This is a genomic window from uncultured Alistipes sp., assembly GCF_949296715.1.
GTDB lineage: Bacteria > Bacteroidota > Bacteroidia > Bacteroidales > Rikenellaceae > Alistipes.
This window is the reverse complement of sequence record NZ_CASFQD010000038.1, coordinates 21,728-36,696: the sequence shown is the minus strand read 5'-3', so window position 1 is coordinate 36,696 and position 14,969 is coordinate 21,728. Positions and strand designations below refer to the sequence as shown.

General features: G+C 58.3%; 11 protein-coding genes. All 11 read left to right on the top strand.

Going from position 1 to position 14,969, the window contains the following annotated elements; translation table 11 throughout:
• Positions 1 to 10 precede the first annotated feature (10 nt).
• The 11 genes from Q1Y33_RS05710 (at position 11) to Q1Y33_RS05660 (ending at position 14,819) form a co-directional block, all read left to right on the top strand.
• Positions 11 to 697, top strand: a complete 687-nt coding sequence (locus Q1Y33_RS05710; protein WP_300798783.1) for a phosphatidylserine decarboxylase family protein — start codon at positions 11 to 13, stop codon at positions 695 to 697.
• Positions 698 to 707: 10 nt separating this feature from the next.
• Positions 708 to 1,814: an AI-2E family transporter gene (locus Q1Y33_RS05705; RefSeq protein ID WP_300798782.1), complete on the top strand. Its 1,107-nt coding sequence runs from the start codon at positions 708 to 710 to the stop codon at positions 1,812 to 1,814.
• 230 nt (positions 1,815 to 2,044) lie between these two features.
• Entirely contained in the window at positions 2,045 to 2,464 is a 420-nt protein-coding gene (locus tag Q1Y33_RS05700; RefSeq protein ID WP_300798781.1) for a riboflavin kinase, read from the top strand.
• A gap of 10 nt (positions 2,465 to 2,474) precedes the next feature.
• A complete protein-coding gene (ahcY, locus tag Q1Y33_RS05695; protein ID WP_300798780.1) occupies positions 2,475 to 3,884 on the top strand; it encodes an adenosylhomocysteinase in 1,410 nt (469 codons plus the stop codon).
• A gap of 423 nt (positions 3,885 to 4,307) precedes the next feature.
• Positions 4,308 to 5,462, top strand: a complete 1,155-nt coding sequence (locus Q1Y33_RS05690; protein ID WP_300798779.1) for a DUF3575 domain-containing protein — start codon at positions 4,308 to 4,310, stop codon at positions 5,460 to 5,462.
• On the top strand, positions 5,459 to 6,502 hold the full coding sequence (locus Q1Y33_RS05685; protein ID WP_300798778.1) for a DUF5119 domain-containing protein: 1,044 nt from the start codon (positions 5,459 to 5,461) through the stop codon (positions 6,500 to 6,502). Before Q1Y33_RS05690 ends, Q1Y33_RS05685 begins: the two co-directional genes overlap by 4 nt.
• A gap of 85 nt (positions 6,503 to 6,587) precedes the next feature.
• Positions 6,588 to 7,643: a fimbrillin family protein gene (locus Q1Y33_RS05680; protein ID WP_300798777.1), complete on the top strand. Its 1,056-nt coding sequence runs from the start codon at positions 6,588 to 6,590 to the stop codon at positions 7,641 to 7,643.
• Between the two features lie 96 nt (positions 7,644 to 7,739).
• Positions 7,740 to 8,648, top strand: a complete 909-nt coding sequence (locus Q1Y33_RS05675) for a fimbrillin family protein (RefSeq protein ID WP_300798776.1) — start codon at positions 7,740 to 7,742, stop codon at positions 8,646 to 8,648.
• 316 nt (positions 8,649 to 8,964) lie between these two features.
• Positions 8,965 to 9,837: a fimbrillin family protein gene (locus Q1Y33_RS05670; protein ID WP_363322797.1), complete on the top strand. Its 873-nt coding sequence runs from the start codon at positions 8,965 to 8,967 to the stop codon at positions 9,835 to 9,837.
• 21 nt (positions 9,838 to 9,858) lie between these two features.
• Positions 9,859 to 11,646: a hypothetical protein gene (locus Q1Y33_RS05665; RefSeq protein WP_300798774.1), complete on the top strand. Its 1,788-nt coding sequence runs from the start codon at positions 9,859 to 9,861 to the stop codon at positions 11,644 to 11,646.
• A 14-nt stretch (positions 11,647 to 11,660) separates the two neighbouring features.
• Positions 11,661 to 14,819 (top strand): hypothetical protein, encoded by a 3,159-nt coding sequence (locus tag Q1Y33_RS05660; RefSeq protein ID WP_300798773.1) that lies wholly within the window; start codon positions 11,661 to 11,663, stop codon positions 14,817 to 14,819.
• The last annotated feature ends 150 nt before the right edge of the window (positions 14,820 to 14,969 follow it).

Below are 14,969 nucleotides of genomic sequence, written 5' to 3'. Positions count from 1 at the left end.
CCGTCGAGTTATGAGAATCAATAAGGAAGGATACAAGATCATCTTTATTTCGGGCGTTGTCTGCGTGCTGATCTGGTGGGGCTTCTACCGCCTGCTCCTGAACGACGCCGCCAACATGCTGCTGTGGGGCGGTACGGTATTCCTGCTGCTCTTCTGGTTCTTCATCGTGGCCTTCTTCCGCGAGCCGCGCCGCGTGCGCATCCACGATGCCGACCTGGTCTTCGCCCCGTGCGACGGCCGCGTGGTCGTCACGGAGGTCGTCATGGAGAACGAGTACCTCAAGCAGGAGATGCTCCAGATTTCGATCTTCATGTCCATCACGAACGTCCACATGAACTGGGTCCCCGTGGGCGGCAAGGTGGAGTACTTCAAATACCATCCGGGGCGCTTCCTCGTGGCGTGGCATCCCAAGTCCTCGACGGAGAACGAACGCACGACGACCGTCGTGCGCATGGCGTCGGGGCAGCCGGTGCTTTTCCGCCAGATCGCGGGGCTCATCGCCCGCCGCATCGTCTCCTACATGAAGCCGGGCGAGCCCGTGGAGCAGAACAGCGTCTGCGGCTTCATCAAGTTCGGCTCGCGGGTCGACGTGCTCATCCCCAAGGAGAGCGAGCTGCTGGTCGAGATCGGCGACCCGACCATCGGATCGCAGACCCCCATCGCGCGCCTGCGCAAGCCGGTAGCGGCGGAAAATTGATCCTGCGGCGATGAAAGCGACACCCCAGACCTTCCTGAAGTTCATCGCGGGCGCGGCCGTTGCCGCGGCCGTGCTCTTCCTGGTGTGGTATTTCTCGTCGATCGTCGTCTACATCCTCGTCTCGGCCGTGCTGGCCGTCATGGGGCGTCCGCTGGTCAAGCGCCTTGCGGCGCTGCATGTGCGCGGATGGCGCGTGCCGCGCTGGCTTGCGGCGCTGGTGACCCTCGTGGTCATCTGGGCCGTCTTCGCGCTCTGCGGCTCGCTCTTCGTGCCGCTGGTCTTCAACAAGATCAACCAGTTCTCGACCGTCGACTTCGCATCGGTCGTCAACAGCATCGGCGAACCCATCGCCCGTGTGCAGCGTGACCTGCAGACCCTCTTTGCCCTCTCCGAGAGCAGCTTCTCGCTCTCGGACGAGCTGGCCTCCCTTTTCCGTCAGGTCGTCGACATGGACTCGATCAACCGGCTCTTCTCGTCGGTCGTCGGCGTCGTGGTCTCGTCGGTCATCGCCCTCTTCTCGATTTCGTTCATCACCTTCTTCTTCCTCAAGGACGACGGGCTGTTCTACACGATGGTCACGTCCGTCTTCCCGGAGCGTTACCACGACAACATCACCCGCGCGCTCGATTCGGTCACGGTGCTGCTGTCGCGCTACTTTACGGGCATCCTCTCGGAGAGCCTGATGCTCATGGTGGCCGTCACGCTGGTGATGATGGCCTTCGGCATGACGGCGGCCGACGCCGCATTCATCGGGCTGGTCATGGGCGTGATGAATGTCGTGCCCTATGCCGGGCCGCTCATCGGCGGCATCTTCTCGGTCTTTGTGGGAATCATCACCCCGATCGAGGGTATGACGGTCGGCCACACGGCCTTCGTCATCGCCGGGTCGCTCCTGATTCTGAAGGGGCTCGACGACTTCGTCGTCCAGCCCACGCTCTACTCCGAGCGGGTCAAGGCCCACCCGCTGGAGGTCTTTCTGGTGATTCTCATCGCCGGGTCGCTCGCCGGCATCCTCGGCATGCTGCTGGCCATCCCCTCCTATACGGTCATCCGCGTCTTTGCCAAGGAGTTCTTCTCGCAATTCACGCTGGTGCGCAAACTCACCGAGAAAATCTGATGGAACGGAGCGCTGCGCAGGAATCCCGTTGTGTGCAGGACATGCGGGACGGTTTCGATGCCGCCGGATGTCCCGATGCCGGGAGCCGTGGTGCGGCGAGCAGGAGGTCCGCGGCGGACGGGGTTTCTGCGAAGGCCGAAGTTTTCGCGGCAGCCGAAGTTTCCGCGGCGGACGGCTGCGAAACGGCGGCCGGAAATGCCGCTGCGGCCGCCAGCCCCGCGGCTGGGGAGATGCATGCGGATAGCGCGCCTGACATTGCGCCTGACGATGCGGCTCCCGTGGCGGTGATCCGGGGCGTTGTCGAGCACGGGCGGCGCCTGGGGCGCGAGCTGGGCTTCCCGACGGCCAACCTGGCCGTCGACGAGGGGCTCGAAGCGGCCGACGGCGTCTATGCCTCGGTGGTTGAGGTCGGCGGGGTGCGTTACCGCGCCATGTCAAACCTCGGCAGCAACCCTTCGGTCGGCGGGGCGCCGCGCCACCTCGAAACCCATCTTTTCGGCTTCGAGGGCTCGCTCTACGGTCGTGAGGTGCGGGTCGTCCTGCTGCGCAAGGTGCGCGACGAACGCCGCTTCGATACGGTGGAGGAACTGCGCGAACAGATCGCGCGCGACAAGGAGCAGATCATGAATCTCAAAATGAATTTCAAATAGAAGTAAAACTATGTTTCTGGATTTGACACTTCCCTACAAGGTCGCCGACATGTCGCTGGCCGAGTGGGGACGCAAGGAGATCGAAATTTCCGAGCACGAGATGCCCGGTCTGATGGCCGTGCGCCGCAAGTACGGCCCGAAGAAGCCCCTCAAGGGGGTGCGGGTGATGGGCTCGCTGCACATGACCATCCAGACGGCCGTCCTCATCGAGACGCTCGTCGAGCTGGGTGCCGACGTGCGCTGGTGCTCGTGCAACATCTTCTCGACGCAGGACCACGCCGCCGCGGCCATCGCCGCCGCCGGGGTGCCGGTCTTCGCGTGGAAGGGCGAGACGCTGCCCGAGTACTGGTGGTGCACGGCCATGGCGATGTCGTTCCCGGGCGGCAAGGGCCCGCAGCTGATCGTCGACGACGGCGGTGATGCCACGCTGCTGATCCACAAGGGCTACAAGGCCGAGAACGACGCCTCGACGCTCGACTACGAACCCTCGTCCTACGAGGAGGAGGTGATTCTCTCGACGCTCAGGCAGATACTGGCCGAGGACGGTGACAAGTGGCACCGCACAGTGGCCGAGTGGCGCGGCGTGAGCGAGGAGACCACGACGGGCGTACACCGCCTCTACCAGATGCAGGCGGCGGGTGAGCTGCTCGTCCCGGCAATCAACGTCAACGATTCGTGCACGAAGTCGAAGTTCGACAACCTCTACGGCTGCCGCGAATCGCTGGCCGACGGCATCAAGCGGGCTACGGACGTGATGATCGCCGGCAAGGTGGTCGTCGTCTGCGGCTACGGCGACGTCGGCAAGGGATGCGCACGCTCGATGCGCTCCTACGGCGCGCGGGTCATCGTCACGGAGATCGACCCGATCTGCGCCCTGCAGGCAGCCATGGAGGGCTTCGAGGTCAAGACCGTCGAGAGTGCGCTCGCCGAGGGCAACATCTACGTGACGTGCACGGGCAACTGCGACATCATTACGCTCGAGCACATGCAGCGGATGCGCGACCAGGCCATCGTCTGCAACATCGGCCACTTCGACAACGAAATCCAGATGGCGCGGCTCGAGAAGTCCGACGCCGTGAAGACGAACATCAAGCCGCAGGTCGACAAGTACACCTTCCCCGACGGACATGCGATCTTCGTGCTGGCCGAGGGCCGACTGGTGAACCTCGGCTGCGCCACGGGCCATCCGTCGTTCGTTATGTCGAACTCCTTTACGAACCAGTGCCTGGCTCAGATGGAGCTGTGGCAGGAGCCCCTCGAGGTGGGTGTCTACCGCCTGCCGAAGCACCTCGACGAGGAGGTCGCGCGGCTGCATCTGGACAATCTCGGCGTCGAACTGACGCACCTGACCCGCAAGCAGGCCGACTACATCGGCGTGCCGGTCGAGGGTCCGTACAAGGCCGATCATTACCGGTATTGATCTGTCCGACTGCGGTACCACCTGCGGCCGTTTTCGTATAGCTTTTCAAAAAACGCCCCTACAGTGCGCTGTAGGGGCGTTTTTTGTGAGGGGGGGGGATTTTTTGTTATAAAAAATTTGGTTTTTCGATCTTTTTTGATTAATTTTGTTGCATCATATCGTAAAAACAGATATTGTATTTTCAGGCGCCAGGGCGGATTTCCGGGAGGAAAGCCGCTAAGGTGAGACGTCTCTATGCGTATGCGTAGTATGTATATGAGAGTTGAAAAGAAAAGATACGGAGTGCTGCATTGGGCAGTCATCGCGCTGACATGTGCGATGCTTCCGACATTTGTTCAGGCGGAGAACCGCTGCGGAGAGGGTGAAATTCCCCCCCCCGCCTATGCGGATTCGTTGCGGACAGTCGATGACCGGGGAAACCAGGTGATTCAGGAGTCGTTCGCGCTCTACTACTGGCGCGACCGCATCGACCTGGACGAAAACTACCTCGACAACGGCTGGCAGATGAAGCGCATCTGCGACTACCTGGCCCGCTCGCCGCGCATCGACAGCATCACGATCTACGCCTACGCCTCGCCCGAGGGCGCCTACCGCCGCAACGTGTGGCTCTCGCAGCGGCGTGCCGAGGCGGCCAAGGGCTACATCCTCGCCCACATGCCCGACAGTTCGGCGCTCGATCCGAAGAATATCCTGCTGCGCCCGATGGAGGAGAACTGGGCGGGTCTCGAAGCCGAACTGCAGGCCAACTACCACCGTCACGACCGCGAAAAGGTCCTCGCCATCCTGCATGCCCCGGTGGGCAACGACACGAAGAAGTGGCGTCTCGAACAGCTCGACGGCGGCTATACCTATAAATATATTATACGGCGACACATGCCGCGACTGCGTCTGGCGACGTGGATCTGCGTGTGGCAGGCTCCGGACCCCGATCTGATCGACCCCCAGCCCCGCTTCACGACGCCCTTCCGTCCCGAGACCCTGACGGCCGTCCCGCTTCCCGAACCCGGCAAGCGCACGATCGTCGCGCTGAAGACCAACCTGCTCTACGATGCCGCCACGGCGGTCAACTTTGCCGTCGAGGTGCCCTTCAACGAGAAGTTCTCGCTTCTCTACGAGCACCATTGCCCGTGGTGGTTGAGCGACAACAACAAATACTGCCTCCAGTTCCTCTCCTTCGGCGGGGAGTTCCGCTGGTGGTTCATCCCGGAGACCCGTCCCGCGAGCGCGCGGCGCGTGCAGCGCGACGCTCTCATGGGCCAGTTCCTCGGCCTGTACGGCATGGGCGGCAAGTTCGACCTGCAGTTCGACCGCACGGGCTGCTACCAGGGCGAGTTCTTCAGCGTGGGTCTGACCTACGGTTACGCCATGCCCCTGAGCAAACGGCTCAACATCGAATTTTCGATCTCGGCGGGCTATGCGCGCATCCCGCACCGCCACTACAACCCGACGGACGACTACGAACTGCTGATCCGCGACCGGGCGAAGTCGGGCACGTGGCACTATTTCGGCCCCACGAAGGTCGAGGTATCGCTTGTCCTGCCGCTGCTCATCAATAAGAAGAAAGGAGGTCTGCGATGAAACGTCTTGTCTCCCTCCTGCTTCCGCTGCTGCTCTGTACGCTCTTTGCGGGCTGCGAGCGCCGTCCGCTGGTCGAGCTTACCGACCTGCACTATGTCCGGGTCTATATCGACGAGGAGTTGAAGAATGTCACGACGGGATTCTACAACGAGAACCATGCGCGTCCGGAGTATGAAAGTCCCGATGTCCTGCGTGTGACGCTCAGTGATCCGACAACCGACCGGGTCGTCGCCGAACGCTACCTGCGCGACCGGGGCAGCGACGAACGCGGCAACTATTACGAGGGGTATATCTCCGTGAAGCCCGGACGGTACAATCTGCTGGCCTATAACTTCGGTACGACGTCGTCCATCCTGCGCAACGAGTATACCTATGCAGGAGCCGAGGCCTATACGAACGAGATCGCCTCGCACCTGCTCAACAACCTGCCCAGCCGCGGCAGCCGCGGCGACGAGCGCATCGTCTACGACCCCGACCACCTCATCGTGGCACGCTGCGAAGGGGTCAATGTTCCTCTGCGCGACTATATAGATACGTTGCGCACGGCGTCGGGCGACTACTTCACGGGGCAGAGCATCGTGAAGTCCTACTACCTGCAAATCCGGGTCAAGGGCATCCAGTGGGTGTCGTCCGCCGTGTCGCTGCTCACGGGCATCGCCGGTTCGGCACGCCTGCACGACGGAGGTGTCAACGAAGACGATCCCGTGACGCTCTATTTCGAAATGCGGCGCAGCGACGATCCGTCGCGCACGGACGACACGGCCGTCATCTATACCACGTTCGGCATGTTCGGCCGGCTGCCCGACGCGGACAACAAACTCGAAGTGTCGTTCGATTTCCTCACGCGCGACGGGCGCGCCCTGTCGCACGAGTTCGACATCACGCCGAAGTTCTCCGAACCGGATGCCGTCGAACACCAGTGGCTGTTGCTCGACGACGAGATCGAGATACCCGAGCCGCCCGACGAACCGGGCAGCGGGGGCGGCTTCGAACCCGGTGTCGACGACTGGGAGGATGTCAATTCCGATATTATCATCTGACGGAACGGTTTTCCGTCGATAAGTGAAATATACGTTTAACAACTAACAACAATTTATTTATTCACCAAAACCCATTTATCTCATTATGAAAAAGTTTTTCCTTTTTGCAGCAATGGCGGGCGTAGCGCTCACCGGCTGCGTGAAGACCGAATCGGAGGTTGCTGTGAAGTCCGATTCGAACCGGATTGTCTTTGACAACCCCGTTGTATCTTCGGTGACGCGTGCGCTGATCGATGGTACGGAGTATCCTACGGATGTGCCCTTCTCGGTGTATGCCCAGTACAAGAATGACAACACGGGCGAGAACCTGCTTTACATGGACAATGTGACGACGAAGTATTCGGCAACTTCGCCGAGTACAACGGGAAAATCGTCGTGGGTTCCTGTAGGCAACTATTATTGGCCCAAGGAGGGAACGCTCTCGTTTGCCGCCTACTCGCCGACGGCAGCCGATACTGATGATGTTTTTGCATCGGTTTCGTGGGCTAACGATTCCGGCTTCATCTTCGACAATTTCAATGCCGTAACCAATCAGACAAACTCCTATGACCTGATGTACAGCGACTATGTAGCTAATCAGAAGCAGACCAATGAGCAAGACTACACCCAGTATTACGGTATTCAGCTGACTTTCAAGCATGCTCTTTCGGCGCTGGTATTCCGTGCACAGGCTGCGGACAATTACACTGGTGCCGAGATCAAGGTGACGAAGATCGAGGTACTGGAGGCCTACAACCAGGGTGACCTTACCACGAACAATGCGAGCAACAGCGCCGGTTGGAGCGATTTCCAGGATCCTACCACGATGGAGGTTCAGAATCTGGCTTCGGCTGCGTTGACGACCGATTACGTGCAGCAGGGCGATGTGCTGCTGATGGTTCCGCAGGGATTCGATCACAACGGCGGCGTGAAGGTGAAGATCACCTATACGATCGACACCGAGTCGGCTGCGACGATGACCCAGACCCATACGGTTGCTCTGTCGACGCTTAATGAGGCTGGTGCTGGCGCAAGTACTCATGACGACTGGGAGATGGGCAAGCGTTATATCTATGACATCACCATCGGTCTGGATCGCATCTACTTCGCTCCGACGGTTACCGACTGGGATGATGTTACGGTTACTGGCGAGATCGAGTAATTCCGATTCCGACTTTTCCGGGCGCGTGGCGCCCGAGCTTAATCTGCGAAGGGGTGATACCCTTCGCAGGTACCAATTTCAAAAAATGACCTTCGCATGAAACGGCTGATCTGGATTGCCATTCCGCTCTTCGTGGCGGCGGGTTGTGTGAAGAGCACGGGAGAGACGGAGCGCTCCGTGGCGCTTGTCTTCGAACCGGCCCTCCACACGACCGTGCGCTCCGATGCCGCGGCGTATCCCGACGTGCGCCCCTTCGGGGTGTATGTCTGGCAGCTGCCCGCGGATCGGTCGTGGCGGGAGGCGGCATCGGAGGCCGTGTCCTACCTTGCGGATGAACGGGTCGACTATGCGGACGGGGTGTGGAGCACGCAGACGGCGCTGCTGTGGCCCGGGGACGGGCAGCGGCTGACAGCCATCGGGTATGCTCCCTATGGCGCGGCGACGGGTTGTAATGCCGCGTCGGGCGTTCGTTTCGACGGGGTCGATGTGAGGACCGTGGGCGAGGAGCTCTGCTATACCGACCCGCAGGCGGACCTCTCGAAAACCGATAACGGCGGCATCGTGACACTGCCGTTCCGTTCGGTCTTCGCGCAGGTCGATTTCCGGGTCAAGAGCCTGACGGGCGAAGACGTGCCCCTCACGGTGCGTCGCATCGAGCTCGATGAGGCCTGCTACGGGGGCAGTTTCCGGTCGCTGCCCGCACCGGAGTGGACACTCGACAGGGAGAAGACGGAGCCCTTCCTCTTTTTCGAGGGCGAGTGCCTGTTGCGCACGTCGTCGCAGGCCGTGGGTGCTACGCTGTACATGCTTCCGCAGCAGCTGCTGGCTCCCGTCAGCGTGACGTTCGAAGCTCCGGCCCCCTCGGGTGAGACCATCACGCAGACGATCTCGACCGAACCCCTCGGCACGATGCTCGAGGCCGGCCGGTATTATACCTACACGCTTTCGGTGGGCGTCGATCGCGTGGATTTCCTGTTGCAGATCATCGAGGACCGCATCAAATGATATTCGGATGATGAAAACATACGCACGACATACTACGCTCTATTCTCTTTTGCTGCTGCTCGCTGCTGCGGGTTGCGGCAAACAGCACACGGCGGAAATACCCCGGGTCCCCGAATCCGGGACCGTGCCCATCGTGTGGAGTGTCGATATGGAGAAAAACGGCGTCGCCAGCCGTTCGCTCATCGGCTCCCAAACCGATATGGGCGATATTTCGATCAAACAGGCCTGCACACCGGTCGGAAACGGCGGGGAAGGCGAGGCGATCGGTATTTGGGCGGACTATACGTATAGGGATGCCGACGGTATGCAGAAAACCGTGAAAAACCTTTTCGAGGGAACGCGCCTGATCTATGCCGACAAGGCGGGCGGCAACCCCTACGACAGCTGGAATTACGAAGGAACGGACCTTTACTGGTTTGTCGGCGGACGGTACAAGTTCCGCGGCTACTTCCCGCAGGAACTCGGCGACCAGGTGCTCTCGACCTCCGATGCCACGACATTCGCCATGACCTACTCGACCTCGGACTATCAGGAGGACCTGCTTGTCGCCTACAACGAAGTCGATACGACCAATCCGCAGGTCGATCTGTCGCGGCCCGTGACGCTGAATTTCAAGCATGCGCTGGCTGCCGTGCGTTTCCGTGTGGAAGCGAGCTTCGACAATACCGATTATCTGACTTCGTGTTATCTTCAGAATGCCGATACAAAGGATTTCGCGTCGATCGGCATTCTGGTGTACGGTACCGAGACGGTCTCGGACGATTTTTTCTGGAGCATGGGCTACAATCCGCCCGCGACGGAACGTATCTATTACTGGAACAACAGCGGTGTCGAATTTTCAACGGATACGCAGGCCGGGACTGTCAAACAGGCTCTCGCCTATACGCAGACCGGAACGACGGACGGCGGACTGTTCACGGAGAACAACGGTTGGCTGCTGATCCTTCCGCAGGCCTCCTCGGGCAATCTGCAATTCTGTTTCACTACACGCTATGCCGAAGAAGGCATCTATCGGGTGACTCTTCCCAAAGGAACGGAGTATGACGATAGCGGAGCGGTGATTTCCGAGGAGTACCAGCCCGGAAAACGCTATACCTACACGGTCAAGATTACAGAAGCGGATGTGGAGTTGACGATTACTGCGGCTGACTGGAACGTGCGCGACTCCTCTTACGATATCGAATTGTGATATGATTAATCCGGAGGAATCATGCGTAAGATATTCATATTTCTGATTGTTTCCCTGCTGCTCTCGCTTTCCGGCGGGTGCTGCAAGGCCGATCCCGGGAACGAAGGCGACCGGAAGGAGCCGGAGGTGCGCGAGCCTGCCAGTCTTGTGCTGACGGCAGACCTCTCGGCGCTTGTCGCTTCGACCGAAACCCGTGCGTCGAAGGCCGACGTGAATGTGATCGATCATATCTCGCTCTTTCTGATCGATTATTCCGAGAACCGGCTTGTGGCCTACCGTAATATTTTCGATCCCAATAATTCGGCCTATCCGCAGGGGTACAATGACGTTGACGCCTCCAACGGTTTTGTCAACGATGCCGGAACCATTGACGAGACTCTCGGCCAAAGCCGCGTTGTGCGCGTGACGTTCGATTATGACAACCCCAAGCACGGAGATGTCGAGAAGTTGGCGAGAGGCAATTATGTCCTGCTTGCCGTGGCCAATTATTCCGAATCGGATGCCTTTGGAAACACGGGTGTTGCGGCACAGATCAAGACGCTGGTCGAGACTTTTGACCGGGATTCCGGTATCGCGAATTTTAATCCGGACTGTGCAGACTTTTACAATATCCAGTTGCGCATTCCGGAAATTGCGGGAGAGTCTTTCCCGTATCTGCGCCCGAGTGATGTGCTGATTCCGCAGAGTTGTTCGAAGAACATCAATTTGGTGGCCGGAGTCAACAAAACATCGGTCAAGCTGGAATATACCAGTGCCCGTATCCGGATCGACGTGCGTAATTACAGCGACATTGATCTGAAGATCAATGACCTGACATTCAGTAATAACTTTACTCAGTCGACCTGTTATCTCTTTTCTCGGCTTAACAGCGACGAAAATTATGCCATTGCGACCGGCCATCACGGCAAGGGCGCTCCGATTGCCACGCACGCCAATGCGATAACACCGTTTGTTCCGGACCAGATTATCCCGAAAGACATGGGCGTGACAACGATTTTCGACGGCCTGATCTACGAAAGCCGCGATTTGGACAACAACTATGTCTATTCCCTGGAACTCGGCGCGGATGTTATCAATTATCATTATTACGAACAGAAAAACGGAGGTCAGCGCATACACTACCTTTCGGAGATAGACTCCGAGGGCCCCTATTTCCTTATCCGACGCCGCGGAGAGGACAATTATGAGATGGACTCGTACCTCTATGTGGAGAATGACAAGGTATATGCCTCTCCGGATTATGGATATACGCCGCAACAGGTGCTTGAGAATTGCAGGAAGGAGCGATATTACAATTATGTGTGGCAACTTGTAAAAAGCGGCTCGTCCTACTATATCCGCAACGTGGAGACAGAAGACTACATCGAGAGAATCCGGACCAACTATTCGGAGGTCGAGTCGGCGCGGTTGCAGATGGTCGGATGGGAGGAGTATCAGACCCGGGCGGATACGTTTACCGTGAGTGTTTCCGATACGAACAACGGATATTTCCTGTTCAAGTCGAACACCTATTGGGGTGACGCCTATATCAACGTCCGCAATAACAATGTCGTCGGATGGAATGGCTTTGGTGCGTGGTCGCAATTCGTGCTTTTCCCGGTTGAGCAGCTGCATGAGACCTCCATGCGGGAAGATATCGTTCTTCGCACGATCGATCCCGAGACGGGTGTGGCGAACGATGTGCATGAGATCAAGCGCAATGATTTCATTCGTGTGCAGGTCGGTGTGACCTATAATCCCTATCGGGGTAATTTCGAGTTCGTCGTCGAAGACTGGAAGACCGGCGGCGGTGACATAACTTTCAATTGATAACAGGGATGCATATGAAACGATTGATATACTGCTTTTTCCTTTGCGGACTGCTGATGGCGGGGTGTGTCAAGGATCCGGACCTCTCGCAGGTGCAAATCGGCGAAGGTGAAGTATGGGTGAATCTCGATTTCGGCCATACCGATTTCGACGAGGTGCAGATCACGACGCGTGCGACGCTCGGACAGGTTGCCGAGTCGCGTGTCTCGAACCTTTATGTGTTCTTTTTCGATCAGAACGGGAATCGTGTTGCCGGCCATTTCTTTGACAACAGCAACAAACGGGATTCGCATAGTAGCGTGATTTCGGCCAATGTGAACTGTTGGATGGTCGACAATCAGTTGAGCAGCACGGAGCCCAAAACTACCGGTACCATCCGGATGAAGGTCCCGCAACTTACCGGAGGTGAGATTTGTATCGTGGCCAATCTCGATACCGATATTTTCAGCATCTCGTCCGAAATGTTCGGTTTCATCCAGACCCGCGACGAACTGATGGAGATGGTCGGTACGCTGAACCACGACACGACGGACCGCACGGGCCGTTTCCCCATGACGGGCGATGTGAACGGAATTACCATCACGCAGAACGGTATCACCTCGTCGACGGGCGGGACGGTCTCTGTTCCGCTGAAGCGCCTCGATGCCAAGATCGAGGTGCGTGTCCGTGCGGCTGTCGGCAACGAGTCCTCCGTCACGACGTCGGACGGCGAGACCACGCAGCGCATCAAGAGCTTCACGCCCGAGTCGTGGCAGGTGGTGAATCTGCCGCGCGGCAGTTATCTCTTTGAACGCAGTGCCGGCACCGGGAACCATGATGCCGATGCGGGATTCTTCGACACTTATGCAGTGGCCTTTGAGAGCCTGACGTTAAAGACCTTCACCTATGTCAACAGCAGTGGCCAGTCCGTTCAGGTAGAGGATGGCGCGGAGCATGGCTTTTCGTTCTACATGTACGAGAACCGTCCCGAGGCCAAGAAGTCCGTAAATGGAGACTACCACCTGCGTGACAGGCGGATCAAGGATGCGGCTGGGGTGTACGACACGACCGACGGCCTGTGGGAGTATGCTCCCGAGACGGCGACCTATCTGATTATCAAGGGCGAGGTGGCGATGGATGTCGATGTGGGTGTGGGTGCTCCGGCCCAGACGCTCAACGCCGATGTGGTGTACTGCATTCATCTGGGCGACATCGGTACCGACATGGATGATTATGACATGGATGATTATAGCGTGAACCGCAATACGCACTACACCTATACGATTACGATCAAGGGCGTGGAGAGCATCCAGGTTGAGGTCTCGACCGATGTGGAGAACGAGTCGGGTGCGGCCGGCCACGTCTACATCGCCAAGGAGTCGGTCTATACCTTCGATGCGCACTACGGGCAGCGTGTGTTCGTCTTCGATCAGGAAAACATCACGCCGGAGGATGTCACCTGGTATGTCAAGACCCCCTTCGGCCGCGAGGGCATGCCCGAACGTGTCAACGGCGTGGAGATTCCCAACGGACTTGATTACAAGTGGGTGTGGTTCCGCGTGAACGAGATCGACACCAGTACGGGGCAGTACAGCAAGAGAAACCGGTCGTACCATCCCGACGAGGTGATGGATGTGCTGGAGTTCTGCCAGTATATGCGGGAGCAGAAGACCCTTTTCGACCAGAACCTGCCGAACGATTTTCGGAAGGAGGAGGACCCCGAGCTCAAGCAGCAGTATCCCGATCATCCCGAAATCTACTGGCGTTACCGGATTTATGTGACCATCTTCGTCGACGAGTTCTATTACGACCGCGACCCCATCTCGGGGGAGGTGCGTCCCACGTTGTGGAAGGAGTTTGTCAATCAGGACAACCGCATGATGCACATCCTGTGCGATACGCAGTTCAGTGCCGACGGCGACAGCTCGGCGACGGGCAGCGTCGTGACGATCCGCCAGCGGTCTATCCAGTCCGTTTACGATGTCACCCGTTCCGACCTGAACACGGCCTGGGGTTGTGAGGTGATCGACGAGTCGGAAGGAACTCTCTGGTTTTACAACCGCAACGAAAGATATTCGGACGGGGCAGTCTATCGTCCCAATTACGGCAACAATTCCCGATCGAACGGCTTGTACAATACGGCGCGGTTGTGGCAGTTGACGGACGGCTACGGTAGGTTCAATTACAGGTATTGGACCGATTACCTCGATTATGACCGGGAAAATGATTATAACCTGATCTTTCTCAGGGATGAGGATGACCTGGCGACAGCCCGTTACACCTGTCTCATGCGCAATCGCGACAACAACGGGAACGGCTTGATCGACCCCTCGGAGATCCGTTGGTACATTGCGTCGATCCAGCAGCTGACGGCCCTCTATATCGGAGACGGCGGAATCCATGAGGATGCGTGGCTGTATGACCGGTACAATAATTACGGCGTGAACGAAACGAATGCGAACGGGGCCGTACTGTGGCGTCTGCATGTGGTCAGCAGCACCCTGTGGGGCAAGGATGGCAACTACAGCAATTATCCCACGATGTTGTGGGCGGAGGAGGGCTTGTCGACGAGTGCTTATCAGCAATATGCCAATGTCAAACCGGGACGCTATGCCGTGCGGTGTGTACGCAATCTCGGTATGGACCCGGCAACCGAGCAGGAGGCTGTCGCCAATCTGAACGATGCCGATAAGATGCCCGATTTTTCCGTCGTTTTCGAGACCGTGAATGAAACCAACGACAAGAATTCGGTGTATCGGTTTAATCTCACCCGTATCAATAAAAAATCGATCCGCAGTATTGACGTTTCAGGCGAATTGGACCCCAGTGACGAATATTCACCCAACTCCCGGACCTATTCGGCATTTGAAACGGGCCCGGAGGTCAGCTATGCGAGCAATTATCCGGCGTTGAAGACCCTGCTCGAGAACGGCGAATCCCCGTGTCCCGAGGGTTACCGGGTTCCCAATATCCGAGAGGCCAGCCTTATGTCGAACTATATTACCGCGGATGTGAACAGCAACTGGTGGAGCGGGCATTATACCTTTGTCAGCACGTTCTACTCTTTCGGCCAGTACGGAAAACAGTATGAGGCCTATGAATCCTCCTGGTACTGCAGGGACGGCCATGTTACGATTGTCAAACCCGCTGAGGCATCCGTAATCCGCTGTGTGCGCGATATAGAGCTTGACTGACGGGCGCGGCCGCGTCCGGGATCGGCGGGGTTCGGCGAAAGACGGACCCCGCCGCTTTTTGTGTGGGCCGGAGCAGGGGTGACGTGGAGCAGGAAAGATGGGGAGCAGGGAGCCATCCGTCCCGGTTCACTGTCCGTGCGCATACGCAAC